This window comes from Kribbella sp. (assembly GCF_035655035.1).
Taxonomy (GTDB): Bacteria; Actinomycetota; Actinomycetes; order Propionibacteriales; family Kribbellaceae; genus Kribbella.
On the sequence record NZ_DASRVN010000280.1, the window covers coordinates 1 to 25,939 of the forward strand.

29 protein-coding genes and 1 tRNA gene are annotated in these 25,939 nt (G+C 69.4%); 14 read left to right on the forward strand and 16 right to left on the reverse strand.

The window, feature by feature from the left end; genetic code table 11:
- A partial coding sequence (locus VFF46_RS16130; protein WP_325037934.1) for a sodium:calcium antiporter occupies positions 1–806 on the reverse strand: 806 nt, incomplete at its 3' end.
- Between the two features lie 184 nt (positions 807–990).
- On the reverse strand, positions 991–1,770 hold the full coding sequence (locus VFF46_RS16135) for a hypothetical protein (protein ID WP_325037935.1): 780 nt from the start codon (positions 1,768–1,770) through the stop codon (positions 991–993).
- Positions 1,771–1,960: 190 nt separating this feature from the next.
- On the opposite strand from VFF46_RS16135, the gene VFF46_RS16140 reads away from it, so the two are divergent.
- From VFF46_RS16140 to VFF46_RS16150, 3 genes are all read left to right on the forward strand, one after another.
- Positions 1,961–2,641 (forward strand): TetR/AcrR family transcriptional regulator, encoded by a 681-nt coding sequence (locus tag VFF46_RS16140; RefSeq protein ID WP_325037936.1) that lies wholly within the window; start codon positions 1,961–1,963, stop codon positions 2,639–2,641.
- Between the two features lie 81 nt (positions 2,642–2,722).
- Positions 2,723–3,601: an ABC transporter ATP-binding protein gene (locus VFF46_RS16145; RefSeq protein ID WP_325037937.1), complete on the forward strand. Its 879-nt coding sequence runs from the start codon at positions 2,723–2,725 to the stop codon at positions 3,599–3,601.
- 124 nt (positions 3,602–3,725) lie between these two features.
- Positions 3,726–4,553, forward strand: coding sequence for an endonuclease/exonuclease/phosphatase family protein (locus VFF46_RS16150; RefSeq protein ID WP_325037938.1), 828 nt, complete (start codon positions 3,726–3,728; stop codon positions 4,551–4,553).
- A 173-nt stretch (positions 4,554–4,726) separates the two neighbouring features.
- Here the strand turns inward: VFF46_RS16150 and VFF46_RS16155 are convergent.
- A tRNA-Leu gene (locus VFF46_RS16155) sits at positions 4,727–4,812 on the reverse strand.
- A gap of 115 nt (positions 4,813–4,927) precedes the next feature.
- Here VFF46_RS16155 and VFF46_RS16160 point away from each other — a divergent pair.
- Positions 4,928–5,416 carry a VOC family protein gene (locus tag VFF46_RS16160; protein WP_325037939.1) on the forward strand — a complete coding sequence of 163 codons (489 nt, stop codon included), beginning with the start codon at positions 4,928–4,930 and terminating at the stop codon, positions 5,414–5,416.
- A gap of 3 nt (positions 5,417–5,419) precedes the next feature.
- Here the strand turns inward: VFF46_RS16160 and VFF46_RS16165 are convergent, their stop codons facing one another.
- Complete coding sequence (locus VFF46_RS16165; protein ID WP_325037940.1) at positions 5,420–5,824, reverse strand: DUF1003 domain-containing protein; 405 nt, start codon at positions 5,822–5,824, stop codon at positions 5,420–5,422.
- 137 nt (positions 5,825–5,961) lie between these two features.
- On the opposite strand from VFF46_RS16165, the gene VFF46_RS16170 reads away from it, so the two are divergent.
- On the forward strand, positions 5,962–7,287 hold the full coding sequence (locus VFF46_RS16170) for a M20/M25/M40 family metallo-hydrolase (protein ID WP_325037941.1): 1,326 nt from the start codon (positions 5,962–5,964) through the stop codon (positions 7,285–7,287).
- Positions 7,288–7,300: 13 nt separating this feature from the next.
- Here VFF46_RS16170 and VFF46_RS16175 read toward each other — a convergent pair whose 3' ends face one another.
- Genes VFF46_RS16175 through VFF46_RS16185 form a run of 3 tightly spaced genes read right to left on the reverse strand, consistent with a single transcriptional unit; the run spans position 7,301 to position 11,278 of the window.
- Entirely contained in the window at positions 7,301–9,721 is a 2,421-nt protein-coding gene (locus VFF46_RS16175) for a glycosyl hydrolase (protein ID WP_325037942.1), read from the reverse strand.
- 33 nt (positions 9,722–9,754) lie between these two features.
- Entirely contained in the window at positions 9,755–10,375 is a 621-nt protein-coding gene (locus VFF46_RS16180) for a lysoplasmalogenase family protein (protein WP_325037943.1), read from the reverse strand.
- Between the two features lie 42 nt (positions 10,376–10,417).
- Positions 10,418–11,278, reverse strand: a complete 861-nt coding sequence (locus VFF46_RS16185) for a LysR family transcriptional regulator (protein ID WP_325037944.1) — start codon at positions 11,276–11,278, stop codon at positions 10,418–10,420.
- A gap of 73 nt (positions 11,279–11,351) precedes the next feature.
- On the opposite strand from VFF46_RS16185, the gene VFF46_RS16190 reads away from it, so the two are divergent.
- Positions 11,352–12,581, forward strand: a complete 1,230-nt coding sequence (locus VFF46_RS16190; protein ID WP_325037945.1) for an MFS transporter — start codon at positions 11,352–11,354, stop codon at positions 12,579–12,581.
- On the opposite strand, the gene VFF46_RS16195 is transcribed toward VFF46_RS16190, so the two are convergent.
- From VFF46_RS16195 to VFF46_RS16205, 3 genes are read right to left on the reverse strand one after another with little or no spacing between them, the layout of a single operon-like run.
- On the reverse strand, positions 12,508–13,317 hold the full coding sequence (locus VFF46_RS16195; protein WP_325037946.1) for an ABC transporter permease: 810 nt from the start codon (positions 13,315–13,317) through the stop codon (positions 12,508–12,510). The genes VFF46_RS16190 and VFF46_RS16195 overlap by 74 nt on opposite strands.
- On the reverse strand, positions 13,277–14,086 hold the full coding sequence (locus tag VFF46_RS16200) for an ABC transporter ATP-binding protein (protein WP_325037947.1): 810 nt from the start codon (positions 14,084–14,086) through the stop codon (positions 13,277–13,279). Before VFF46_RS16200 ends, VFF46_RS16195 begins: the two co-directional genes overlap by 41 nt.
- Entirely contained in the window at positions 14,083–14,541 is a 459-nt protein-coding gene (locus VFF46_RS16205) for a MarR family winged helix-turn-helix transcriptional regulator (protein WP_325037948.1), read from the reverse strand. Before VFF46_RS16205 ends, VFF46_RS16200 begins: the two co-directional genes overlap by 4 nt.
- A 94-nt stretch (positions 14,542–14,635) precedes the next feature.
- Here VFF46_RS16205 and VFF46_RS16210 point away from each other — a divergent pair, with 94 nt between their 5' ends.
- Positions 14,636–15,052 carry an ester cyclase gene (locus tag VFF46_RS16210; RefSeq protein WP_325037949.1) on the forward strand — a complete coding sequence of 139 codons (417 nt, stop codon included), beginning with the start codon at positions 14,636–14,638 and terminating at the stop codon, positions 15,050–15,052.
- 2 nt (positions 15,053–15,054) lie between these two features.
- Positions 15,055–16,095, forward strand: coding sequence for a GAF domain-containing protein (locus tag VFF46_RS16215; protein WP_325037950.1), 1,041 nt, complete (start codon positions 15,055–15,057; stop codon positions 16,093–16,095).
- On the opposite strand, the gene VFF46_RS16220 is transcribed toward VFF46_RS16215, so the two are convergent.
- Entirely contained in the window at positions 16,070–16,255 is a 186-nt protein-coding gene (locus tag VFF46_RS16220; RefSeq protein ID WP_130385444.1) for a DUF5703 family protein, read from the reverse strand. The genes VFF46_RS16215 and VFF46_RS16220 overlap by 26 nt on opposite strands.
- Before the next feature lie 21 nt (positions 16,256–16,276).
- Positions 16,277–17,218, reverse strand: coding sequence for an aldo/keto reductase (locus VFF46_RS16225; RefSeq protein WP_325037951.1), 942 nt, complete (start codon positions 17,216–17,218; stop codon positions 16,277–16,279).
- 51 nt (positions 17,219–17,269) lie between these two features.
- On the opposite strand from VFF46_RS16225, the gene VFF46_RS16230 reads away from it, so the two are divergent.
- Together VFF46_RS16230 and VFF46_RS16235 are read left to right on the forward strand one after the other, a co-directional pair.
- Positions 17,270–18,322, forward strand: coding sequence for an LLM class F420-dependent oxidoreductase (locus VFF46_RS16230; protein ID WP_325037952.1), 1,053 nt, complete (start codon positions 17,270–17,272; stop codon positions 18,320–18,322).
- Positions 18,322–19,149, forward strand: coding sequence for an undecaprenyl-diphosphate phosphatase (locus VFF46_RS16235; protein WP_325037953.1), 828 nt, complete (start codon positions 18,322–18,324; stop codon positions 19,147–19,149). The genes VFF46_RS16230 and VFF46_RS16235 overlap by 1 nt, the downstream gene beginning before the upstream one ends.
- 6 nt (positions 19,150–19,155) lie before the next feature.
- Here the strand turns inward: VFF46_RS16235 and corA are convergent, their stop codons facing one another.
- Positions 19,156–20,127: a magnesium/cobalt transporter CorA gene (gene corA / locus VFF46_RS16240; RefSeq protein ID WP_325037954.1), complete on the reverse strand. Its 972-nt coding sequence runs from the start codon at positions 20,125–20,127 to the stop codon at positions 19,156–19,158.
- A 48-nt stretch (positions 20,128–20,175) separates the two neighbouring features.
- On the opposite strand from corA, the gene VFF46_RS16245 reads away from it, so the two are divergent.
- The 3 genes from VFF46_RS16245 to VFF46_RS16255 are packed head-to-tail and all read left to right on the forward strand — an operon-like array spanning position 20,176 to position 22,265.
- The gene (locus VFF46_RS16245; RefSeq protein ID WP_325037955.1) at positions 20,176–20,871 is read left to right on the forward strand and encodes a histidine phosphatase family protein; all 696 of its coding nucleotides are present in this window, start codon (positions 20,176–20,178) and stop codon (positions 20,869–20,871) included.
- A gap of 13 nt (positions 20,872–20,884) precedes the next feature.
- Positions 20,885–21,463 (forward strand): DUF3090 domain-containing protein, encoded by a 579-nt coding sequence (locus tag VFF46_RS16250; RefSeq protein ID WP_325037956.1) that lies wholly within the window; start codon positions 20,885–20,887, stop codon positions 21,461–21,463.
- Positions 21,464–21,470: 7 nt separating this feature from the next.
- Positions 21,471–22,265, forward strand: coding sequence for an SCO1664 family protein (locus VFF46_RS16255; RefSeq protein WP_325037957.1), 795 nt, complete (start codon positions 21,471–21,473; stop codon positions 22,263–22,265).
- Between the two features lie 9 nt (positions 22,266–22,274).
- Here VFF46_RS16255 and VFF46_RS16260 read toward each other — a convergent pair whose 3' ends face one another.
- Positions 22,275–22,967 (reverse strand): DUF6882 domain-containing protein, encoded by a 693-nt coding sequence (locus VFF46_RS16260; RefSeq protein WP_325037958.1) that lies wholly within the window; start codon positions 22,965–22,967, stop codon positions 22,275–22,277.
- 102 nt (positions 22,968–23,069) lie between these two features.
- Here VFF46_RS16260 and mshC point away from each other — a divergent pair, with 102 nt between their 5' ends.
- Complete coding sequence (gene mshC / locus VFF46_RS16265) at positions 23,070–24,290, forward strand: cysteine--1-D-myo-inosityl 2-amino-2-deoxy-alpha-D-glucopyranoside ligase (protein WP_325037959.1); 1,221 nt, start codon at positions 23,070–23,072, stop codon at positions 24,288–24,290.
- An 84-nt stretch (positions 24,291–24,374) separates the two neighbouring features.
- Here the strand turns inward: mshC and VFF46_RS16270 are convergent, their stop codons facing one another.
- Both VFF46_RS16270 and VFF46_RS16275 read right to left on the reverse strand, forming a co-directional pair.
- The gene (locus VFF46_RS16270) at positions 24,375–25,223 is read right to left on the reverse strand and encodes an IS3 family transposase (protein ID WP_325037960.1); all 849 of its coding nucleotides are present in this window, start codon (positions 25,221–25,223) and stop codon (positions 24,375–24,377) included.
- Between the two features lie 11 nt (positions 25,224–25,234).
- On the reverse strand, positions 25,235–25,732 hold the full coding sequence (locus tag VFF46_RS16275; protein ID WP_325037961.1) for a helix-turn-helix domain-containing protein: 498 nt from the start codon (positions 25,730–25,732) through the stop codon (positions 25,235–25,237).
- Positions 25,733–25,939: the final 207 nt, after the last annotated feature.

A 25,939-nucleotide genomic window follows, 5' to 3' on the forward strand; every position in this document is an offset into this window, starting at 1 on the left:
AGGCCGACGACCGCCCCGCCTACCAGGCTGTTGAACAGGTTGCTACCGAACAGGTTTCCGACGACGAGGTCGGACTCGCCGCGGCGCTGCGCCTGGACGGTCGTGACGAGTTCCGGCAGCGACGTACCGAGCGCCACCAACGTGAACCCGATGATGACCTGCGGTACGCCGAGATCGGTCGCGATCGCCGATGCGTTGGACACGACGAGTTGCGCCCCGGCGAGCACGCCCGCCAGGCCGAGGAGCGCGCGGACCGGTTCGAACCAGGCGGGCAGCCGTGCGGGCTGCACCGGTACGTCCACGGCCGCGGTCGACTCGGCGAACTCCGTGGCCTCGGCGGCGACGCCGTCACTGCTGCGCCCTTGGCCGGCCCAACGCAGGAGGACGAACAGGGCACACACACCGGCGACGGCGAGCACCGCTCCGGTCACCGGGGTGAGACCCGTCCAGGCCAGGAAGGCGAAGAGGGTGACAGCTCCGACTGCCAGCGGTACCTCTCGACGGATCACCTGTGAGGTCACCGCCACCGGCCCGGCGAGCGCGGCGATGCCCAGGACGAGAGTCAGGTTCAGGATGTTGGACCCAGCGATGTTGCCGACCGCCAGACCGGTTTCCCCGCGCGCGGCGGCGACGCCGGACACGAGGAACTCCGGCGCCGACGTACCCAGACCGATGACGACGACGCCGACCACGACCGGGCTGATCCGCAGCCGCTGCGCCAGCCGGGACGCGCCGAGTACAAGATGGTCGGCGGCGAAGGTCAGTACGACCAGGCCCGCGATCGCCGGCAGAATCTGAAGCACCACGAGAGCACCCTTCGGTCGACAAACCACACCCCGCCGCCGACCAGGCTTCCCGGCACACCAACGAGCAACCTACACGAACTACCGCGCATGGTGGGGCGTCCGTCATGCGTTTGATCTACCCGTTCGACGCGGCCCGCCCCGCGAACACCAAGGCGCGGATGCAGTGATGCACAAGCCCTTCGGCTCAGGTGCCTGACCGCGTGCCGAGGGTTGCTTGGGCCTTGGTCACGGCGCTGGTGGTGGCGCCGTCGATGTCGTCCGGCACGCCCGCAACCACCGTGACAGCCAGGACGACATCGTCGATACCAGTGGTCACCATCGTGACCTCGAACCCCTCCAGAGGCCCTGAGGTCGCGGTGAACCGTACGGCGACCGGGTCGGTGCCGGCCTGCGGTGCCGATACCTGGCGAACGCTGATCGGAGAACTGCCCTGACCCGGGATCTTGAGGGTCATCGTCCGGCAGTTGACGATGGCCTGCTGGAAGGAGCGCTGTAGGGCGCGGACCGCGGCGGCGGATCCCATGGCGTCGAGACTTTCGTCGACGAAGGGGCCCTGCTCGCCGCCGGAGTACGACTGGGCGGCCGAGGCCTTCGATCCGGGCGGATTGTCAGCGTTGGTCAGGGCGACCAGCCGGGCGCAGCGCGAGTCTTTCGACGTTACCGAGATGGCGGCGTTGTCGCCTGTATCGTCCTTTTCGATCGAGAACCCGGAGGGCAGATCAGCTAGTGCGAGGAGCGCTTTGCTGAGCTGGGCGGCGGATCGGGGCGGCAGGGCCAGCGATGGCGACGGTGCTGCCGTGGGGGTCGTGCTGGCGGGAGTCGTCGGCGTTGTGGAAGTGGGCGCCGGAGACGGTGTGCTCGGCGCCGTACCGGACGAGGTGTTGCCGGATCCGCCGGAGCATGCGGTCAGCGTGAGTGTCAGGGCGGCGGCTGCGCAGGCGAGGGCAGTGCGGGACTTCGGCATGTGGTTCTCCTGTGTGCGGGCAGAGGGCAGGACATCGCCGACCAGACTTCCCGGCACACCTGAACAACACTGGCTATATCGCTACGGTCGTGGCGGCGTTACTGCGGTGATCAGATCGTGACCACCGTCGTCAGGGCGGGGATGCGTCTGGGTGCTTGCGGGGCGTTGAACGTGCGTTTAGGCTTTGAACGTGCGTTCAAGCGACGTCTCCGCAGGCCTGGCCGAGGGTGCCGGGCAGGCGGCGGCCGAGCGGATCCGGGATGCGGCGATCCTGCGGTACGGGCGGGACGGTTTCGCTGTCGGGCTGCGCGCGGTCGGGGCCGATGCAGGGGTGACCGCGGGGCTGGTGCTGCACTACTTCGGTTCGAAGGAAGGGCTTCGCCGGGCCTGCGACGCCTACGTCCTGAGCGTGATCCGGTCGGAGAAGCTGAAGGCGACGACGGGCGGTCCGGCGGTCGTGATCGCCCAGCTGGCGGAGGTCGAGGAGTACGCTCCGATCGCCTTGTACGCGTTGCGCAGCCTGCAGGCGGGTGGGGAGCTCGCGATCGAGTTCATGGAGCAGATGTGCGCCGACGCCCTCGAGTACCTCGAAGCAGGCGTCGCGCAGGGTCTGCTCAAACCGAGCAGGGATCCGGTGGCGCGGGCGCGGTATCTGGCGACGCAGGCGATGGGGTCGCTGTTGCTGTGGGTCTCGTTGCACCCGGAATTCCACGAGATCGACGATTTCCGCAAGGAACTGCGGCAGCTCTGGGACGAGATCGCCTTGCCGGCGCTGGAGCTGTTCTCGGAGGGGTTGTTCGTCGACCGCACGATGCTCGACGAATACCTGATGTACGTCTGCGATCCGCCGGCCGGGGACGCGAAGCCGTAAGCCTGCCACGCGCCCCGGGGGCGCTGCGTCCAGTACGACATCACGCCGGGACGAACCCGGGATCCTTGAAGAGGTTCAGCGATGGCTGCTGCCCCGAAGACTGCCCTGACAATCCAGCAACTGCACAAGACCTTCGGCGCGGTGAAGGCGCTCGACGGTCTCGATCTGACGGTCGAGACCGGCCAGGTGGCCGGCCTTCTCGGTCCGAACGGCGCCGGGAAGTCCACCACGCTCCGGATCGTGCTCGGCCTCCTGACCGCCGATTCCGGGTACGTCGAGGTGCTCGGTCTGCATCCGCGGCACGATGCCGTGGAACTGCGCAAGCGGATCGCCTACGTGCCGGACGAGGTGAGCCTGGGGCCGAACCTCACCGGCGGCGAGGCGATCGACCTGCTGTCGCGGCTGCGCGGTGGCGCTCCGGAGGCGCACAAGGCCGAACTTCTGGAGCGGTTCGGAGTGGACCCGAGGAAGAAGGGCCGCGCCTACAGCCCGGGAGATCGGCGGAAGGTCGCGCTGGTCGCCGCGTTCGCAGCCGACGTCGAGCTGGTGGTGCTGGACGAGCCGATGTCAGGTCTCGATCCGCTGATGGAGGCTGTGCTGCAGGAGTGCATCACCGAGGCGAAGGCTGCCGGTCGGTCGGTACTGTTGTCGAGCCAGCGCCTGGCGGCAGTCGAGAAGCTGTGCGACAGCGTGACGATCATCCGGTCCGGCCGCGCGGTGCGGTCCGGCACACTCGACGACCTGCGGCGCCCGACGGGTACGACGATCACCGTGCCGCTGGACTCCTACGCAGGGCGTTCGGGATCGATTCCCGGCGTACACGATCTGCGGGCGGGCGCGGGTACCGTCACCTTCAACGTCGACCACGACGAACTTGCGTCGGTACTGCGGGCGCTCGACGAACTGGGCGTACACAGTCTGGTGGGTGCGCCGCCGCCGGTGGCTCAGGGGTCAACCTGATTGCCCTAGGCAAGCTCGTTCGAGGACCAGGCCTCGGACGTTGAGCTTCGATGCACAACCTCGAGAAGCCGCCGGCGTGTTCGACCTGGGGTGGATTGACCATGCTTGTTGGCATCATGGGCGGATGGCAGAGCTGAGCATGCCGCCACAGTCGTACGGTCGGTTGATCGAGACGACGATGCGGATCGTCACCTGGAACGTGTGGGGACTCTACGGCCCGTGGCAGAAGCGTGAAGCGGCGATCTCCGCGACGTTGCGTGCAGCGAATGCCGACGTCGTCGTACTGACCGAGTCGTGGGCGAAGGGCGATGACAGTCAGGCGGCCCGCTTGGCGGATGCGCTGGACCTGCCGCACCACGTGATGAGCGGTGTGACCGCCCAGGAAGATCCGGCCGCGTTGTCGGGCGTCGCAGTGTTGTCCCGGTGGCCGATCCGGCGCGAGTCCACCCGTACGTTCGGTGGCGCCCGCGTCCAGTACGCCGAACTCTCCGGTCCGCGCAGGCCGATCCAGGTCTACGGTCTCGCGATGGATGCCTGGTGGCTCGACGAGAGCCAGGCCAGGCAGGACGCCGTGCGGGACGTGCTCGCGTACGTCGGCAACGGGCACGACGTGGAGATACCGCTTGTCCTGTGTGGCGACTTCAACGCCGACCCCGACAGCGACGAGCTCCGCCTGATCAGGGGTCGCAGCGCGGCGCCGGTTCCCGGCCTGTCGTTCTACGACGCCTGGGAGGTGGCGGGCGAGGACGCACCGGGCTACACGTGGTCCAACGCGAACCCGTGGGCCACCCAACTGTTGTGGCCCAACCGACGGATCGACTACATCTTCTCGGCCGCCCCACGCCGCGGCGGCGCCGGCCATCCCGTTGGCGCGGCCCTGCTGGGCACCCAGCCAGTCGACGGCGCCTACCCGTCGGACCACTACGCCGTACAATCCGACCTGCGCTACTGACGCGGATCATTCATGCCCACAGCGGCGCCCCCCGTGCCCATCAGCTCACACGCCTGAGCAGAACCGGCATCGGAGAGGTGAGGTCATGGCTGGCAGCACCGCGGAGGGGCCTTATAACCACGAAACGCGGGTGGCTGATGTTTCATCAGTCCTACCCGCGTCTGGTTGGTGTGTGTCCGAGGGGGGACTTGAACCCCCACGCCCTAAAACGGGCACTAGCACCTCAAGCTAGCGCGTCTGCCTATTCCGCCACCCGGACGAGTGGTCTGACCGCTTACGCGGTGCCGACCGGAGAACAGTAGCAAACTCCAGGGGTGGAATTCACATCGGGCGGGCCGGGGTGTCTGATGGGGGTGAGGGAAGGGTGGGTGGAGATGGCGGAGATCGATCTCCCGGCGGTGGAGGCGGAGCGTGAGCGGCTCCGGGCGGCGTACCTGGGGACGGGGATGAGGTCTTCCGCGCGTGGGCTGCATCACACTGCGTTACTGTGTGCGGACGTCGAGCGGACGGTGCGGTTCTACCAGGAGGTGCTCGGGTTTCCGTTGACCGAGATGGTCGGGAACCGGGACTACGAGGGGTCCACGCACTTCTTCTTCGACATCGGGAACGGGAACCTGCTCGCGTTCTTCGACTTCCCCGGTCTCGACCTCGGGCCGTACGCCGAAGTCCTCGGCGGGCTGCACCACCTGGCGATCTCGGTGGAGCCGGCGCGCTGGGACGAGCTGAGGGGGCGGCTGGTCGAGCACGGTGTGGAGTTCCAGGAGGAGAGCGGTACGTCGATCTACTTCCAGGACCCGGACGGCGCCCGGATCGAGCTGATCGCCGATCCGCTCGGCGAGATGTACGGCCTCAAGGTGCTCTGAGCGTCACGCGTTGCCCTGTTCCACCAGGCGGCGGTGCAGTTCGGTGGTGAGGGCGTGGATCTCGCGGGTCAGTTCCGTGTTCGTCTTCAGCTCCAGTTCCGACTCGGCGAAGTCGTGGTCGGCCTTGGCCTGCTGGAAGGCGGCCTGGCGGTTCTGGCCGATCATCACGAAGGTCGAGAGGAAGATCGCCTCGAGCGAGACGACCAGGGTCAGGGTCGGCCACGGGTTCGACTCGATGAACAGCATCCAGACCGCGAACAGCGCGACGTGGACGTAGACGAATCGCATCGAACCGGCGAATGCCGTGATCGCGTCGGCGATCCGCAACTGGAGGTTCGCCGCACGCTGCGCCTCGACCGCCAGTACGGCCGGGTGACGCGGAGCCTTGTTCACGGGTTTCGACGGCACAGGATCTCCCGAGTGGTCGTGCGGTCTCCGGGCCGGACGACCTGGGATCACCGCTGTGGATCGACGGTAGCGCCCACCAGGCGCACGCGGGCCGATCAGCTGAGAGCGGGGGAGATCGCCGCGCTTAGGATGGGCCCATGACGACCTCGACCGACAGTACGTCGTACGCCGCCGACGCCGAGGTGGTGGAGCTCTGCAGTGAGCTGATCCGCATCGACACCACGAACTACGGCAACGGCAGGAGCAACGGCGAACGGGTGGCCGCGGAGTACGTCGCGGCGAAGCTGGACGAGGTCGGGATCGAGTCGGCGATCTACGAGTCGGAGCCGGGCCGCGCGACGCTGGTCGCCCACTGGGACGGTGAGGACCAGAGTGCGGACCCGTTGCTCGTGCACGGGCACCTGGACGTCGTACCCGCGGATCCGAAGGACTGGAAGGTGGACCCGTTCGCGGGGGAGATCTTCGACGGGTGCGTGTGGGGCCGCGGCGCGGTCGACATGAAGGACTTCGACGCGATGGTGCTCTCGGTCGTACGAGCGCGGCAGCGGGCCGGGGTGAAGCCGCGGCGGCCGGTGCGGCTGGTGTTCACCGCCGACGAGGAGGCCGGCGGCGTGTACGGCGCGCAGTGGCTGATCGACAACCACCCGGAGGCCATCGCCGACTGCACCGAGGGGATCGGCGAGGTCGGCGGGTTCTCGGTGACGGTCAAGGACGACCTGCGGCTGTACCTGATCGAGACAGCCGAGAAGGGCATGAACTGGATGCGCCTGAAGGCCCGCGGTACGGCGGGTCACGGCTCGATGGTGAACCCGGACAACGCGGTCACCAACCTGGTCGAGGCGGTCACCCGGATCGGGTCGCACGAGTGGCCGCTGCGGGTCACGCCGACGGTCCGCGAGTTCCTGAAGACGCTCGAGGACCTGCTCGGCACCGAGCTCGACCCGGACGACATGACGACCACGCTGGCCAAGCTCGGCAGCTTCAGCCGGATGTTCGGCGCGACCATCCGGAACACCGCGAACCCGACGATGCTGAACGCCGGCTACAAGGTGAACGTGATCCCGGGTGACGCCGAGGCGCACATCGACGGGCGGTTCCTGCCCGGGTACGAGGACGAGTTCTACGCGACCATCGACGAGTTGCTCGGCGACAAGGTGCAGCGCGAGACGGTGGTCACCGACATCGCGCTGGAGACCGAGTTCAGCGGCGGGCTGGTGGACGCGATGAAGGCGTGCGTGCAGGCCGAGGACTCGCAGGCCCGGTTCGCGCCGCTGCTGATGTCCGGCGGTACGGACGCGAAGTCGTGGAGCCGGCTGGGTGTGCGGTGCTTCGGGTTCGTACCGTTGCAGCTGCCGCCGGACCTGGACTTCATGGGCATGTTCCACGGGATCGACGAGCGGGTGCCGACGTCCTCGCTGGAGTTCGGATCACGCGTGCTGGATCGGTTCCTGTCTCAGGCCTGAGGGGCTGGCGGTCTCAGGCCTGACGGAGGATTCGCGGTACGGCGAGCAGCCCGGAGTTCAGGTAGTCCGTGGCGTGCTCGACGTGCTGCAGGTCGAACCGCCGGCCGTAGCGGGCGGTGGAATCGGCCGCCGCGTCGAGCAGGTCCTGGTCGGCGGACAGGGCGTTGGCTGCCGTGTTGTGGACGACGATGCGGAGGTCGTTCGTGCCTGGGCGGGCGGCTGCGGTGAGGTCGACCTGGTACGGCGGGGCCCAGAGCGCGCCGCAGTGGACGTCGTTCAGGTAGACGTCGGCGGCCACGCCTACCGGTGGGGTGATGAGCGCGCGGTAGGAGTTGCCGGGGACGTACGGCTCGCTGTCCGGTGCGACCGGGGTGCCCGGGCCCAGGTCGAGGAGCAGGCGATCGGTTGTGTCCGGCAGGTCGACCTGGGTCTGATAGGTGGCCGAACCCGAGTACGTCGTACGCGCCGGGTCGTCCTCCCAGCGGTGGGGGAGTTGGACGGGGCGAATGTCATTGCCGAAGGCAACCGACCAGTTACCTTCGACTGCACCGACGAGTTCGCTGGGGGGAGCGACAGTCGCATCCGTTCCGGGGACGAGGATCGCGGATTCGTAGGCGTGGAGGGTTGTGGTGTGGGTGACCTCGGTCTCCGCGGTGAGCGGGTTCCAGCGCTCCATCGGGGCGGCGAAGGTCAGCGTCCGGGGCGAGGCGGCGGTGTTCGCGACGAAGTAGAGGTCGGAGTCGGCGAGGCGGCGGTGTACTACGCCTACATCGGGCACCGGAGTCAGGGGTGCGGGCGGGAGGTTCTCCGCGAGGGTAGAGACATCGGTGACGACCGTGCCGCCGGCCGCGGTGACCGCGTCCAGCCACTCCCGGGTCTCAGGCGGCAGCGTCGTTCCCGACGGCACGACGATCACCGGGACGTCGGCCGGGTCCACCACCGTGATCGCATCGTCGTCGATCAGGTCGAAGTCGAGGCCCGCGTCGCGGATCGTGCGGGGGACGGCGTCGGGGATCAGGCGGCGGGCCACTCGGTACAGGTTGAGGGGTTCGGGACCACCGGCGACGTACGCGTCCGACGCCGGGATGTAGATCTTCACCGGCCGGACCGGCGTACCCTGCCGCAGCACCCACGACAACCGCTGCAACGAGCCGAACAAAGCCGTTGCCGTAGGCCACCAAGGGTTGCGGTCGTCGAGCGCGCCGGCGGCGTAGAAGATCCAGCCGAGGCCCGGCCCGTCGGACGGCGAGTACGGCCAGCCGTGCCCGATCAGGTGGTTGACGCCGGACAGGAAGTGCTCGTGCGCCTCACCCTGCAGGTCGAGCGGCGTCGCCCGGAACGCCGGCGAGTGCACCCACGTCCACACCTCCGCCGACACCACCGACTGGCCGTAGATGTTCGCCGCCGACGAAGCCCACCGGGTCTCGGGGATGCCCCGCCACGCCCATCCCTCGCCTTCGAAGATGTCCGCGAACCGGTAGCTGCTCATCGTCGCCGGCGGCTCGCCGTAGCTCTGGATCCGGAACGGTACGCCGTGCCCGGCCGCCCAGCGCTGGAACACCTTGAGGAAGTTGTCCTCGTACAGCTCCGACAACGTCCGCCTGAAGTCGATCCGCAGCTGCCGCGACCCGTCCGTGTCGACCAGCAACTCGTACAGTCTCGGCCGCAGGTCGTACCCGCGCCGCTCGAGGAACTCCGCGAAGATACCCGGCGTCCAGTCCCCGCCGTACACCTCGAGGCTGTCGCAGAACACGGACCCGACCGGCGTCGCCGCCTTCAGCAACGGCTCCGCGACGACCCGGATGTGCTCCGCAGCCGCAGCCGCCGAGTAGTGGTCGAGCGTATGCCCCTCCGCCCCCACGGCCGCGCGCTTCACGTTCTGTCCGGTGACGCGCGACGTCGCGATCAGCACCTCCCGCGGCTGCCCGCCGGCCGGGACCTGGATGATCCCGTCCCGCACCGGCACCTCGGCGTACGACGCCGGCGCGCCGGCCGATCCGTCACCGACGTACGCGGCGACGAACTCGTCACCCGGCCACGCCGCCACGATCGGTACGTCGTACGCGGCGGCGCCGATCTCGCGCCGGTCCCAGTGCAACTGCCGGGCGGCGTAGGTCGTGCCGACGTGCGGGCCGCCGTACGACCAGCCGCTGCCGAGCGTCACGTCGAACCGCAGCCCGAGCGACTGCGCCGTCCGCGACGCGTGCCCGACGAGTTCCAGGAACTCGGGCGACCCGAACGGCGCGGTCACCGGCGCCATCGGGTACACGAACGCGACCTCCGCTCCACCGAGCCCGGCCGCGGCCATCGCGTTCAGCTCGCGGTCGATCTCGTCCCGATCAATGGACGGCCCGAACCACCACCACCGCATCATCGGCCGCGCCTCGGGCGGCGGGTTCCGGAACTGTCGTCGTACGTCGTCGACGGTCGCCATGGTCTTCACCCCACAGTGCCGGGCGCGGTGCGGTCAACGGGGATGACCAGTTTTGGTCACGCCCGAGACCAGCAGGTACTGCCCGACGGCGTACGCCGACATGACCAGCGCGTCCCGCCCGCGGAAGTCGCGCCCGGCCATCCGGAGCGCGATCAGCGCGTCCGAAACCAGGAACAACGTGCCGCCGGCGCCGCTGCGCGGATTGTGCCAGCGCGACGCGACCGCGGTTGCCGTCAGCAACAAGGCGTAGACGGCGACCGGGACCCGCTGGTTGCCGAGGCCGGGGGAGAGTACGGCGATCAGCGCTGCCCAGAGCGCCGCGTACGCCGCGAGCACCCGCCACGACCGCTGCGCCGGATCCGCGAGGAACACGGCGAGGTAACACGCATGCGCCGCCGCGAACGCCGCCATCCCCGCGAGCTGCAGGTCTGTCTCGAGCAGCAGGTCACCGGCCGCCGACGCCAGCAGAGCGGCCTGCAGCAACGGTGGCGCGTCCTGCGTGCGTGACCATTGCCACAGCAGCGGCATCAGCGTCACCTTGCTGGCCTGCTTGAGGATCCTGACGTCAAAGGCAACGGCCGCGACGTGCACGACCGTCGCACCCCAGAACCCCGCCAACACCCGCCGCCCGCGCGCCAACCGCCCCAGGTTCATGCCTCCGAGTCTGCCGTACCAGATGCCGCAATGAGCCCCTGTTCACGACAAGTTCAACGTGGCGCGGAGCTGGGGGAGGTGGGCGACGAGCGCCTTCGGCGGGGTGGGGGCCGTGACGACGGAGAGGGTGAGGCGGTAGCGGAACGGGGCCGGCATCAGGTGCTCGCCGGGGCGGAGCTCGGTCGCCAGGGCAGTGCGGGGGACCAGGGCGAGGTGGGAGCGGCGGCGGGCCATCGCGACGGTGGTGCTGAGCGTGACGCCGCGGCGAGGCTGGGCGCCGAGGGCGGCGAGGCGGTCGTGGATGTCCTCGCTACCGCGGTCGTACGTCGAGAACACCATCGGGCGGTCCTTCAGCGGCTGCCGACCGCGACCGGGTGGGCGGGCGCCGGGCGGGACGAACAGCACGAGTTCGTCGCGGCCGACCCGGCGGGCGACCGTCCCGTGCGGGAGCGCCATCTGCTCGGCGATCGCGATGAACGCGGCGTCCATGGTGCCCTCGGCGACGCGTTCGACCAGGAAGTGGCCGTGGTCGACCTGCTGCTGGATCTCGATGTCGGGGAGCTCGGCGTCCAGGACCGGGAACAGGATCGGAGCGATGCTGCTGAACGTACCGATCACCAGCCGCTGACCCGCGGCGGCCGCGCGGGTGGCGGCGTACACCTCCTCGAGGTGGCCGAGGATGTGGTCGGCGCGGCGGCTGAGCTCGGCTCCGGCCGCGGTCGGGCGGGCGCCGCGGGTGTCGCGCTCGAAGAGCTTGGTGCCGCAGAGCCGTTCGAGGCGGGACAGGCGCTGGGACGCGGACGGCTGCGAGATCCGCAGCTCGCGGGCCGCGGTGCCGACCGCGCCGGTCCGGGCGACGGTCTGGACCAGTCGCAGGTCCTCGACCGAGGGTAATGAGGCCATAGGCTCAGCCTATGGCAAGCATGCAAGGTCCGGAATCTACCTGCGCGGCCCCGGAACACCAAGAATTCAAGGCATGCGGGCAAGAACCGAGGCGCTGGCACTGCTGGCGGGAGGTGGTACGGCGGACTTCGCCCTGCGGCTCGCACAGGTCGCGCTGCCCTTGGTGATCCTGCGCGAAACGGGTTCGGTCGCGGCGACCGGACTGGTGGGCGGAGCGGCCGGCGTACCGGTGTTGCTGTCGCCGTGGTGGGCACGCAAGGCGCGGCAGTGGGTCGACTCCGGGCCACGGCTGGCGGTGATCGCTCTGGTGTCCGCAATCGCGCTCGCCTCGGTGCCGACGGCGGCCGGGCTCGGCATCATGTCCGCTCAACTCCTGGTCGTCAGTGGGCTCCTGCTCGGCTGCGGCGATGCCCTGGGCAACCCGGGTCGCTCGGCCCTGCTGGCCGACACCGGCGACAGGTGGGGCGACGGCCGGGCGGTGATGCTGCTGACCTGGCAGGACGGCCTCAGGCGGGTCGGGATGCTGGTCGGCCCATCGGTGGGGGCGTTCGCGGTCGCTGCCGGGTTCACGAACGAACTGCTGTGGGTCGAGGCGGTCGCGGTGCTGGGCGCGGGCCTCCTGGCATGCACGGTCCAGCCGTCGCGCGTCGTGACGACGGAGACCGGGACGCCGTCGATCCGCGAAAGCCTGCGCGGACGGCCCGACGTGCTCTACGGGTGGATCGTGCGCGGCACCGGCTGCGTCACCTGGTTCGCGTTCACGCTCGGTCTGTCGGTGCTGGGGGAGGAGCGGGGCCGGCCGGGCGTGTACCTGGCCGCCGGCATGACCGGGTACGGCGTGGGCTCGCTGGCCGGGACCGCGGTGTCGCTGGCGGTGGTACGGCGTACCGACCCGGTGCTGACGGCTGTCGTCGCGTGGGGCTGGTCGGGGCTGTGCTGGATCGGGATGGGGTTGTGGTCGACACCGCCGGTCGTTGCTCTGATGGGCGCCTTGTCCGGCGTCGGCGTGGTGATCGGGATCGCCGCGATCTCGGTACTCATCACGCGCTCGTCGGAGGGAGCCGAACGCCGGGCACTACTCGCCGGGCAGGCCGTCGTCGTCAACGCGGGCAGCGCGGCGGGACTGCTCGTCGGCGGTCCCATCCTCGGCGCGGTCGGGCCCGCAACGTCCCTGATCGGCGCAGGCCTGGTGACGGTCGCCGCCGCCGTACTCGTACTCCTGAGCCGAGCTACCGAGCGAGCCGTCCCAGGAGGGCCGACGCGGCGCAGATGCCGGCGATCGCTGCGACGATCAGCACGGTGAAGTCGAGCCAGTACGTCGTCGGCTGGCCGATCAGCAACCCCCGCAACGCACTCACCTCGTACGTCAACGGGTTGACGTGGGAGACCGCGCGCAGCCAGCCCGGCATCAGCGAGACGGGGTACAACGCGTTCGAGGCGAAGAACAGCGGCATCGTGATCGCCTGGCCGATACCCATCAGGCGATCGCGGCGCAGTACCAGGCCGGCGATCGTCATCGACAGGCAGGAGAAGAACGCGGCGCCGAGTACGACGACCACCAGCACCGCGAGGAGCTTCAGCGGATTCCACGTGAGGCTGACGCCGAGCAGCGCGGCGACGATCAGTACGACGACGGCCTGGGAGATCGTCCGGACGCCGGCCGCGAACGCCTTGCCCGCGACCAGGGCGGACCGCGGGGACGGCGTCACCAGGAGCTTCGTGAGGATGCCGGCGTCGCGTTCCCAGATGATCTGGATGCCGTAGAAGATCGACACGAACAGCGCCGACTGGGCGATGATCCCGGGCGCCAGGTAGTCGAGGTACGGGACGTTGCCGGTCGGGATCGCGCGGATCCGGCTGAACGTCTGGCCGAAGATCACCAGCCAGAGCACCGGCTGGATCGCCCGGGTGACCAGCTCGGTCCGGTCGTGCCGCAGCTTCTGCAGCTCGACCAGGCAGAACGTGCCGATCCGCGACAGCAGCCGGAGCGGACGCGACTCAGCCCATACGCTGGGCGGTGCGGCGGGTACCACGGACATCGCGCAGGCCTCCCTTCGCCTGAGATTCCAGGCTCTCGCCGGTGTGGTGCCGGAACACGTCCTCGAGGCTCGCGTCCGGCCCGAGCTCGGCCTTCAGCTCGGCCGGCGTACCCACGGCGCGCAGCCGCCCGAGATGCATCAGGGCCACCCGGTCGCAGAGGAGGTCGGCCTCTTCCATGTAGTGCGTGGTCAGCAGCACGGTCATCCCGTACCGCTCCTGCATCTCCTGCACCCGCGCCCACACCGAGTCCCGCGCGACCGGGTCGAGCCCGACCGTCGGCTCGTCCAGCACCAGCAGCGCCGGCCGGTTGACGAGGGCCTGCGCGAGCTCGAGCCGGCGGACCATGCCACCGGAGTACGTCGCCGCGAGCCGGTCGGCGGCGTCGGTCAGGTCGACGATCTCCAGTACTTCGGCCACCCGCGCGGCCCGCTCCCGCCGCGGTACGTCGAACAGCCGCGCGAACCACGACACGTTCTCGCGGCCCGACAGCGCGCCCTCGATCGACAGTTGCTGCGGCACGTAACCGAGCATCCGCCGTACCGTCATCGCCTCGGTGTGCACGTCGTGCCCGAAGATCCGGACGCTGCCGGTCTGCGGCGGGTACAGCGTGTTCAGCACGCGCAACGTCGTCGTCTTGCCCGCCCCGTTCGGCCCGAGCAGCCCGAAACACTCGCCGGGAGAGACGGTCAGGTCGAGGTCGTCGACCGCGACGTGGTCCCCGAAGCGATGGCTCAACCCGGCGACGTCGACGGCAGGTTCCGCACTCATACGCGCTCCTTCTGCTCTTCGGGATGTAGACGGTCGGCCAGTACGGCGAGCACCGGCAGCGCGGCCTGCAGCGCGTCACGGTCCGCGGGGCTGAGGTCGTCGAGGGCTCGCGTGACCAATGCCGTACGGCGGTCGCGCCAGGCCTCGACCTGTTCGCGGGCCGGGTCGGTCAGCGTCAACCGGGCGACGCGGCGATCGGTCTCGTCGGGGGTCCGTTGCAGCAGGCCGCGCTCGGTCAGCTGGCCGACCAGCGTCGACACCGTGTTCGCGACCAGCCCGAGCTCGCCGGCGGCTTCGGCGACCGAGATGCCCGGATTGCGCCGTACCGTCCGCACCAGCTCGGCCTGGGAGTCGGTCAGCGACGACTCCGGGAACGGCCGCCCGACGGACCTCCGGAGATGCCGGCGGACCAGCCCGATCGCGGCGAGCAGGTCTTCGGTGAGCGCGTCCGTCATACCCGCAGAATACCTCTGCCGCAGAGATATTTCGCCGGCAGAACCCCAACTAATCGGGGTACCCGCCGGATCCGGTCGCGCCGACCATCGAGGCATGAGCACACCAGAGAGCAACAAAGCCGTCGTCACGGACTTCATCGACGGACTGTTCACCAAAGGGGACCTCGGTGCCGTGGACACCTACCTGGCCGAGGACTTCATCAACCACGACCCGCCGTTCGGCGTCTCGACCGACCGGGAAGGCATGCGGGCGGCCGGCCGGATGTTCCGGGCGGCGTTCCCGGACTGGCACGCCGAGCAGCACGCTCTGATCGCCGAAGGCGACCTGGTCGTCGAACGGTTCACGGCCGGCGGGACGCAGCGCGGCGAGGTGATGGGCGTACCGCCGGACGGGAAGACGGTCAGCCTGCCGGGGATCAACATCTTCCGCGTCCGCGACGGCCTGATCGTCGAGCGCTGGGGACGCCTGGACGACCTCGGCCTGCTCCGGCAACTCGGCGTAGCATCCTGACCATGGGCGGGGCGGATCGCCTGGAGGTCCTGATCCAGCGCTGTTACGCGGGGCTGGACGCCGATCAGCTGCGGTCCGAGGTGCTCGGGCGGCTGCGGGGTCTGCTGACGGTCGACGCGGCGTTCTTCGCGACGGTCGATCCGGGGACGGTCCTGTTCACCTCGGCGGTCGCGGAGGAGCCGCTGGGCGCGGTCACCGAGCAGTTCATCGCGAACGAGTTCGGCCGGGACGACGTGAACAAGTTCGCCGTCCTCGCCGCTGGCCCGGACCCGGTGCGGTCGCTGGGGCAGGCGACGCGGGGCGACCGGCGGACCAGCCCGCGGTACCTCGAGGTGATGCGGCCGCTCGGGCTGGGCGACGAACTTCGCGCCGCCCTGATGTCGAACGGCCGCTGCTGGGGCGTCCTCTGCCTGCACCGGGAGGACGCCGACGCCGGCTTCGCGGAGCACGAGGTCCAGCTGGTACGACGCCTCGCGCCGCACCTGGGCGAGGGACTCCGCCTGGGCCTCCGATGGAACGGGCCGGGGACCGCCGCGGGAGCTGAGTCCGGAACGTCGCGCATCGGCCCTGGGGTCGTGGTGCTCGACGGGATGCTGCAGACGCGTTCGATGAGTGCCGAGGCGGAGTACTGGCTCGCCGAGCTCGACGCGGCGGGGGAGCTGCCCGTGGCGGTGCGGGCGGTGGCGGCTCGGATGCGGCTGGACCGGGCGACGGCCCGGATGAAGGTCAGGACGCGGGCCGGCGAGTGGCTGGAGCTCCAGGCGTCGAGGCTCGGTGACGGGCAGGCCGTCGTGGTGATCGAGCCGGTGACACCGGCCCAGCTGGGCTCGCTGCTGCTCGACCTGCACGGGCTGACCCCGGCCCAGCAACGCGTCACCGGACTGGTGCTGCGCGGTTACTCGACCCGGCAGATCGTCGAGCAGCTGTGTCTTTCGCCACACACCGTGCAGGAGCATGTACGGGCGTCGTTCGACAAGGTCGGCGTGGGGAGCCGACGGGAACTGGTGAGCGTCCTGCTCAGAGGGTCCGCATCACCCGGATGATCCGGCGCCGCAGCCACACCCGCCGGGAACCGTCCGGATAGCGACGCAGCCTGGCCAGCTCCCAGCCGCCGTACTCCGCGTGCTCGGTGAGCAGCTTGCGCACCGCACCGCGGGACTCCGTCCTGGACACCTCGAACTGCTGCAGTTCGTACTCGGCCATCCACACCTCCACCTGCCGACTTCAGGAAACGTCCTCCAGTGCCGCGACGATGGCGGGCGGCAATGTGAGCTCCTCAACACCTAGCACCGACTTCAATTGCAGCGCAGTCCGGGCCCCGACGATCGCCGCCGACACGCCGGGCCGGTCCCGCACCCAGGTGAGTCCGACCTCCAGCGGGGTCCAGCCGAGCCCGTCAGCGGCGCGCGCGACCGCCTCCACGATGCCCGATGCCCGGGCGTCCAGGTAGGGGTCGACGAATCTGGACAGATGCTGAGACGCCGCCCGCGAGTCCGCCGGGATGCCGGTCCGGTACTTCCCGGTGAGCACGCCGCGGCCCAGCGGGGACCAGGCGAGGATGCCGATCCCGAGCCCGGCGGCCGCCCGGATCGCGTCGGCCTCGGCGTCCCGGGCGAGCAGCGAGTACTCCACCTGGTTCGCGACCGGGACCGCGCGGCCCGGCCAGGCCTGCTGCCAGGTCACCGCCCGGGCGGACTTCCAGCCGGCGTAGTTCGAGACGCCGACATACCGCACCTTGCCGGAGTTGACCGCGTGGTCGAGGGCCGAGAGCGTCTCCTCCAGCGGCACGTCGTCGGACCAGGTGTGCAGCTGCCAGAGGTCGAGGTAGTCGGTGTTCAGCCGCCGCAATGAGCCTTCCAGGTCGCGGAGCAGCGCGCCGCGCGAGGTGTCGGTGATCCGCTCGCCGCGCCGGACACTGAACCCGGCCTTGGTCGCGATCACCACGTCGTCGCGGTCAACGACGTCACCGAGCAGCGACCCGATCAGTTGCTCGCTGTCACCGTCGCCGTACGCCGCCGCGGTGTCGATCAGCGTCCCGCCCGCGGACACGAACGCGGCCAGCTGCTCACGCGCCTCGTGCTCGTCGGTGTCCCGGCCCCACGACATCGTGCCCAGGCCGAGCCTGCTCACCGCGAGTCCACTGTGACCGAGATAGCGCTGTTGCATACCCGGAGCCTATTGCGGGCCACCGACAACCTCTCGCTAGGCTCGCCAGTCATGCGACTCGGACTCAACATCGGCTTCGTCTTCGGCGGCGACGACCATCTGGATCATTTGAGGCTGGTGAAGGAGGCCGAGGCACTCGGTTTCGCGGTCACCTGGGCGGCGGAGGCGTACGGCTCGGACGCCGCCACGCTGCTCAGCTGGATCGCCGCCCAGACCACGACCATCGACGTCGGCGCCGCGGTCTTCCAGATCCCGGCCCGGACGCCGGCCATGACCGCGATGACCGCCGCCACCCTGGACCGGCTCTCGAACGGCCGCTTCCGGCTCGGTCTTGGCGTGTCCGGACCGCAGGTCTCGGAGGGCTGGCACGGGGTCCGATTCTCTCAGCCGCTCCTCAGGACCCGTGAGTACGTTGACATCGTGAACGCCGCCCTGCGCCGGGAAACCGTCGCGTACCAGGGCAAGTACTTCACGCTGCCGCTGCCCGACGGACCGGGTAAGGCGCTCAAACTGACCGTGCGGCCGATTCGCGACCACGTGCCGGTGTACCTGGCGGCGGTCGGCCCGAAGAACCTCGAGCTGGCCGGCGAGATCGCCGACGGCTGGCTCGGGATCCTCAACGACCCCGGCTTCCTTGGAGAGCAGTTGACGCACATCACGAGGGGCCAGCAAGCCCGTCAGAAGGACCTCGACGGCTTCGACGTCGTGGTCACCACGCCACTGATGACCGGAGCCGACATCCACGCCGCGGCCGACCCGGTCCGCGGGTATGCCGCCCTCTACATCGGCGGCATGGGCAGCCGGGAGAAGAACTTCTACAACGACCTCGCCGTCCGGATGGGGTACGCCGACGAGGCGAAGCAGATCCAGGACCTGTACCTGGGCAAGCAGCACCGGGAGGCGATGGCCGCCGTACCGTTCGGGTTCCTGGACGGGATCTCGCTGCTCGGCGGCAAGGAGCGGATGGCCGAGAAGCTCACCGCGTACGCCGAGGCGGGTGCGACCACGGTCGCGCTGACGCCGTTCGCCTCGACCGTCGAGCAGCGGATCGCCGACCTGCGCACCGCCGCCGAGGCGCTGGAGCTGTCCGGGGTCGGTCACTGATGACGATCTGGGACTCCATCATCCTCGGCATCGTCGAGGGCCTGACCGAATTCCTCCCGGTCTCCAGCACCGGGCACCTGACGATCGTGTCGAAGATGCTCGGGCTGAAGATCGACGACCCGTCGATCACCGGGTTCACCGCGGTGATCCAGGTCGGCGCGATCGTCGCGGTCGTGCTGTACTTCTGGAAGGACATCGTCCGGATCATCGGCGCCTGGGCGGGCGGGCTGGCCAAGCCCGAGCGGCGCACCGAGTTCGACTACCGGATGGGCTGGTACGTGATCGTCGGCTCGTTGCCGATCGGGATCATCGGCTTCCTGGCCAAGGACCTGATCTCCGGTCCGTTGCGGAGCCTGTGGTGGGTGGCCGGCGCGCTGATCGCCTGGTCGGTCGTGATGGTCGCGGCCGAGCGGCTGAGCAGCAAGGCGCGACCGCTGACCCGGATGACGTTCCTGGATGCGCTGACGATGGGCCTGGTCCAGTGCCTGGCGCTGATCCCCGGTGTGTCCCGCTCCGGTGCGACGATCTCGGCCGGCCTGTTCCGCGGCCTTGACCGGGTCGCGGCGACCCGGATCTCGTTCCTGCTGGGGATCCCGGCGCTGGTCGGAGCCGGCGTCTACGAGCTCAAGGACGCCCTGGGCGGCGGCGTCGGGGCGGTGTCCCTGCTGGTCGGTACGGTGGTCAGCTTCGTGGTCGCGTACGCGTCGATCGCCTGGCTGCTGCGGTTCGTGGCCAAGCACTCGATCGAGCTGTTCGCGTTCTATCGCGTGCTGCTCGGCGTGATCCTGCTGATGCTGCTCTCGACCAGCACGATCAGCCCGACGTAGTCGCTGTCAGAGCCAGCCGACCTTCCGGAAGAAGCGGTACATGGTGATGCAGACGACGGCCATCACCAGCAGGATCGCGTAGTACCCGAAGTGCCAGCCGAGCTCGGGCATGTTGTCGAAGTTCATCCCGTAGATGCCGGCCAGCATGGTCGGTACGGCGGCGATCGCGACCCAGGCGGAGATCTTCCGCATGTCGTCGTTCTGCTGGACCGAGACGCGCGCGAGGTGCGCGTTCAGCGCGGAGGTGAGCAGGGTGTCGATCGCCTCGGCCTGGTCGGAGACCCGGCTCAGGTGGTCGGCCACGTCGCGGAAGAACGGGCTCGCCTTCGGGCCGAGCCCGGCGACGCCGTGCGCGAACTGCTCCATCGGCTCGCGCAGCGGGTCGATCGCGCGGCGCATCTCCAGCACCTCGCGCTTCAGCCGGTAGATCCGCTCCGCGTCGCTGGTCCGCTCGGGGGAGAAGACCGAGCCTTCGACCTCGTCGACGTCGATCTCGACCTGCTCCGCGACGGTCTCGTAGTCGTCCACGATCGCGTCGCAGATCGCCCACAGCACGGCCGCCGGTCCGTGCCCGAGCATCGAGGCGCGGGCCTCCAGTTCGTGCCGGGTGGTGGCGAGCTCGCCGCCTTCGCCGTGCCGGACGGTCACGACGTACCGCGAGCCGATGAACGCGGTCACCTGCCCGGTCTCGACCGCGTCGCCCTCGTCGACGTACCAGAGGGTCCGCAGTACGACGAGGATCGTGTCGCCGAAGCGCTCCACCTTCGGGCGCTGGTGGATCTGGAGCGCGTCCTCGACGGCCAGGTCGTGCAGCCCGAACAGGCCCTGCACGCGCTGCATCTCCGCGTCCGAAGGGTCGTGCAGGCCGATCCAGCCGAAGCTCTCGCGGTCGTCGTCGAGGGCCTGGGCAACGGTCTCGGGGTCCTTGGGCAGCTGCTGACGCTCCCCGGCGGCATACACCCCGCAGTCCACGATCACCCGACCATCATGCCTCACCGCTTGGTGCGACCCGCTAACGTGCAGTGCATGCCCACGGTGATTCTGGTCCGCCACGGCCGTAGCTCCGCGAACACTTCCGGTACGTTGGCCGGCCGCACGCCCGGCGTGAAACTCGACGACACCGGCGTACAGCAGGCCGCCGCGGTGGCCCAGCGGCTCGCCGAGCTGCCGCTGGCCGCGATCGTCACCTCGCCGCTGGAGCGCTGCAAGCAGACCGCGGCCGCGATCGCGAAGTACCACCAAGAGTTGCGTCCGGCAACGGATCGGCGGCTGACCGAGTGCGGGTACGGCGACTGGACCGGGCAGCAGATCTCCGCGCTCGCCAAGGATCCGTTGTGGGCCGTGGTCCAGCAGCACCCGTCGGCCGTCACGTTCCCGGGCGGCGAGTCGATGCGGGGGATGCAGCAACGAGCCGTCGACGCGGTCCGGGCGCACGACGCGGAGCTGGCGAAAACCCACGGCGACCACGCGATCTGGGTCGCGGTCTCGCACGGCGACGTGATCAAGGCGATCGTCGCGGACGCGCTCGGTCAGCACCTGGACACGTTCCAGCGGATCGTGGTGGACACCGCGTCGACGACGATCATCACCTACACCGCGACCCGCCCGTTCCTGGTCCGGCTGAACGACTCCGGCAGCGAGCTGGCCTCGCTGATCCCTAAGCCGTCAGCGAAAGCGAAGCCGAAGAAGCGGTCCTCGGACGCGGTTGTCGGCGGACGGTAATAGGGTCGGACCCATGGCGCGAGTTGTGCATTCGTACGACGACCCTGAGCGGTTCGTCGCCGGCACCGTGGGGGAACCCGGTGCGAGGACGTTCTTCCTGCAGGCCCGGGCCGGGCACCGGCTGACCTCGGTCGCCTGCGAGAAGGAACAGGTGATGGCGCTCGCGGAGCGGCTCGACGTGATGCTGGACGAGGTCGCGCGGCGCTTCGACCGGGACCCGGTGCCGCAGACCGGGGCGGACGACAACGCACCGCTGGAGCAGCCGATCGAGGAGGAGTTCCGGGCCGGCACCATGACGCTGGCCTGGGAGGCCGACGCCGAGCGGGTGGTGATCGAGGTGTTCGCGGTGGTCGCCGTCGACCCGGCCGAGCTCGAGGAGGAGCCCGACCCGGTCGCCGCGGCGATGGACTCCGAGGACGCCGAGGTGTTCGTGGTCCGGATCACCGAGGAGCAGGCCCGGGCGTTCGCCCGGCGCGCGGTCGCGCTGGTCGCGTCCGGCCGCCCGAGCTGCCCGTTCTGCGGCCGGCCGATCGACGCGGACGGCCACATCTGCCCACGGGCCAACGGCTACCGCAGGCATCTGCCGGAATGACGCCGGAATGACGATCGACCCGGAGCTGCTCGCCCTCGGGGAACTCTCGTTGCACGGCCGCCTGGTCGCGGCCTCGAACGGTACCTACCAGGGCTCGGTGAGTCTGTCCGGCGCCACCGCGACCGTGGTCTACAAGCCGGTCGAGGGCGAGCGTCCGCTGTGGGACTTCCCGGACGGCACGCTCGCGCAGCGGGAGTTCGCGGCGTACGTCGTGTCCGAGGCGCTCGGCTGGCACGTCGTACCGCCGACGCTGCTGCGGGACGGGCCGCTCGGTGTCGGCATGGTGCAGCTGTGGATCGACGAGGCCGAGCCGGCGGCGGGGGAGACCGAGCTGGTCGACATCGTCCCGCAGGGTCGCGTGCCGGACGGGTGGGTCGGCGTACTGGACGCGCTCGACGGCCGGCACAACCCGGTGACGCTGGTGCACGCGGACAACGAGGCGTTGCGCCGGATGGCCGTTTTCGATGCCGTGGTCAACAATGCGGACCGCAAGGGCGGCCACGTGCTGAACCCGGGCGACGGGCGCGTGTACGGCGTGGACCATGGTGTGACGTTCAACGCCGACGACAAGCTTCGTACGGTGTTGTGGGGCTGGGCCGGCGACCCGATTCCTGAGGAGCTGCTGGACGACGTACGGCGGCTGTCGGGGGAGCTGGCCGGTGCGCTCGGGCAGCAGTTGTGCGAGCTGATCACGACGGTCGAGCTGACCGCGACCCGGGAACGCTGCGCGACCTTGCTGAAGACCGGGACGTTCCCGTATCCGAGCGACGAGTGGCCGGCGATTCCCTGGCCGGCGTTCTAGGGCTGGGTTCTAGGGCTGGACGGAGACGTTGCCGATCCGGCCGTGGGCGTCGAGGTCGACGGTGACCGTGCTGCCGTTCGGCGCCGTACCGTGGATCACGTTCGGGCCTTCGTCGGGCGTGATGCCGAAGTGCTGGAAGTACCCGCGGACGACCTGCCGGTGGTCGCCCGGGAATACGCTGACCGCGGTCATCAGCAGCCGTGGTGTGGCGATCGCGTCGAAGCCCGCCTGCGGGACCTGCTCGTCCGCGACGTGCAGGTACACGTGCCCGCGGCCGTCGTTGATCGCCGTCGACCAGACGCCACGCCCGCCGAGCACCGTACCGGCGGTGATCGCGAGCATGATCGCGGCCTGCTCCGGCTGCTCGAACCCGCCCAGCTCCAGGGTCTCGGTGGTGAACTCGGCGATCGCGTGCCGTTCGCCGAACTCCCGGATCGTGCTCGTCGGCGCAACCGCCGGCGCGTCCGGGCCGAAGCCCGGGTTCGCCCAGCCCCACAGCCAGGTCCGGTCGAGCTCGGAGAAGCTGCCGAGCAGCGTGATGCCGCTCAGTACGCCGCGGTCGCTGCTCAGCGTCCGTGCGTTCAGGTCGGCCTGCAAGGCGTCCGGCCCGACGACGTCGTTGAACAGGTCCTGCTGCTGGATCGCGGCGGCGGCGATCCAGCCGCCGTACGCCCGGAATTCGGCACTGAAGTCGGCAGTCATCGCCGGTGAGGGTATCCGCCCGCGGGGTGCACGGCCGGGTCCGGACCACGGAATGGAACCGTGTCGCGTCATTGAAAATCGGACTGGCATAAGCTCCGACACATGCAGGCGTGGACTCAACCAGACATCCCGGTCGTACCCGGGCCGGCCCGGCGGCTACGCCTCTACGACACCGCCTCCGGCGGGCTGGTCGAGGTGCCGCCCGGTGACAACGGCAGCGCACGCATGTACGTGTGCGGCATCACGCCGTACGACGCGACCCACATGGGGCATGCGGCGACGTACGTCACGTTCGACCTGATCAACCGGATGTGGCGGGACTCCGGGTACGACGTCGTGTACACGCAGAACATCACCGACGTGGACGACCCGCTGCTGGAGCGGGCGACCGCGACCGGCGTCGAGTGGACCGACCTCGCGGCGCAGGAGATCCAGCTGTTCCGCGACGACATGACCGCGCTGCGGGTGATCCCGCCGCAGCACTACATCGGCGTCGTGGAGTCGATCGACCTGGTCGCGAACGCGGTCGAGGACCTGCGGCGGGCCGGGGCGGTGTACTCCGTGGACGGTGACCTGTACTTCGCGGTGAAGACGGATCCGGCGTTCGGCGGGGTGTCGGGGTACGACCGTCCGACGATGACCGAGCTGTTCGCGGAACGCGGCGGGGATCCGGAGCGGGAGGGCAAGCAGGACCCGCTGGACAGCCTGCTGTGGCGGCACGAGCGGCCGGGGGAGCCCGCTTGGGACTCGGCGCTCGGACGCGGGCGGCCCGGGTGGCACGTGGAGTGTTCGGCGATCGCGCTGAAGTACCTCGGGATGACGTTCGACGTCCAGGGTGGTGGGTCGGACCTGATCTTCCCGCACCACGAGATGTCGGCGAGCGGGGCGCAAGTGGCGACCGGGGAGTACCCGTTCGCGCGGGCGTACGTGCACCAGGCGATGGTCGGGCTGGACGGCGAGAAGATGTCCAAGTCCAAGGGCAACCTGGTCCTGGTCTCCAAGGAACGCCAGGCGGGCGTCGACCCGATGGCGATCCGGCTCGCGCTGCTCACTCACCACTACCGGACCGACTGGTTCTGGACGGATGCGGACCTCACCACCGCGGAGGCCCGCCTGAGCCGCTGGCGCACGGCCGTCAACCGCCCCGCCGGCCCCAGCGGCGCAGCGGTTGTGGACGCCGTACGCGCGGCCCTCACCAACGACCTCGACACGGCCGCAGCCCTCGCAGCCGTCGACGCCTGGTCCGAAAGCGAAGGCGAGGACGAGGAAGCGCCCGCCCTGATCACCCAGGCATGTGATGCCTTGCTAGGTGTGAAGCTCTAGGCAACTGGTGAAACGAAGAACCCCTCGACCGGTGAACTGGTCCCGGAAAGTTGGACTGGTTAAGTAAGAGGTTATAGAGGGTTTCTAGGCTGCGAGGGTCTGGGTCCGGTAGTGCACCGGGCTCAGGCCCTCGAGTTGTGTGGAGATGCGGTGGTTGTTGTACCAGCTGATGTAGTCGTGCAGCGCTTCGGTGAGGGCGTCGACGGAGGTGTATCGGGTGTGGTTGAAGAGTTCTTCTTTGAGGTGCCCGAACCAGTTCTCGATGACGGCGTTGTCGTAGCAGTTGGCTTTGCGGGACATCGATTGGGTCGCGCCGGCGTCGGCGAGCAGCCGCTGCCAGGAGGGGTGCTGGTACTGGAATCCTTGGTCGGAGTGCACCAGCGGCGCCTGACCAGGGTGGAGGGTGGCTAGGGCGTCGCGCAACGAGTTGTTGGTCAGGTCCAGGTTCGGTGAGTTGCCGATCGTGTAGGCGATGATCTGGTGGTCGAACAGGTCCAAGACCGGCGACAGGTAGAGCTTGCGGTCCCCGACCCTGAACTCGGTGACGTCGGTGACCCACTTCTGGTTCGGGGCGGTCGCGGTGAAGTCCCGGTTGAGCAGGTTCGGGGCGGTCCGGCCGGCTTCGCCCTGTGACGATCGGTAGGAGTTGTAGCGCTTTTTGCGCCGTACTGGGCAGTGGAGTCCGAGCCGGCGCATGAGCTGCAGGACGGTCTTCTTAGCTACCTGCCAGCCCTGCGCGGCCAGTACGGCGTGCACCCGCCGGTGCCCGTACCGGCGGTGGTTGTTCTCGAAGACGTCGCGGATCGCGGTCTTCAACTCGGCCCGCGGATCCGGTTGAGCCAGCCGGTTCTGGTGGTAGAAGAACGTCGACCGGGGCAGACCCGCGACCGCCAGCAGAACGTCGAGACGGTGGTCGGCCTTGAGAGCGATCACAGCGGCAGCCTTCACCGCCGTTGCTGTTGCCTCAAGGCCCGCAGTTTTCCCAGGTAGGCGTTCTCCGCCCGCAGGCGCTCGTTCTCCCGGCGCAGCCGCGCCAGTTCGGACTCCGGTTCTGCCGCCACGTCCGGACCGTCCGGGGCTTTGCGCGGCCGGCCCTTCGGCTTCGCCCGCAACCCGTCAGCGCCCTCGCGCCGATACACCCGCACCCACGCCTTCACCAGCTGCGGCGAGGACAACTCGTACTCGGCCGCCAGCGCTGTGATCGGCTCTCCTGCCAGGAACCGCTCCACCACAGCCAGCTTGAACTCGAACGAGTACGACCGCTTCGTCGGCCTGGTCAACAACGCTCCTCTGCCCCAGATCCGCCACCGCTGATACAGCATCTTCACCGGGTCACGCGCCACCATCAGCTGCCGCGCAGCAGCCCCCGGACCCAGCCCCCGCTCGAACAAACCTACCGCCAGCACCCGCTGCGCCTCGCTCAGCGAGCTACGTCGATCCATACAAAACACTCCCCAGAAGTCGGAACTGAATTTCTCAGTCCAACTTCCGGGGAGCAGTTCACCAGCCATCCGGCGCTTTCTTGTTGCCGGGGAACCAGTAATTTCCTAGGAAATGACCCCGTCCACCAGCGCCTTGGCCTCGGCCTGCACCTGCTTCAGGTGATCGGCGCCCTTGAAGGATTCGGCGTAGATCTTGTAGACGTCCTC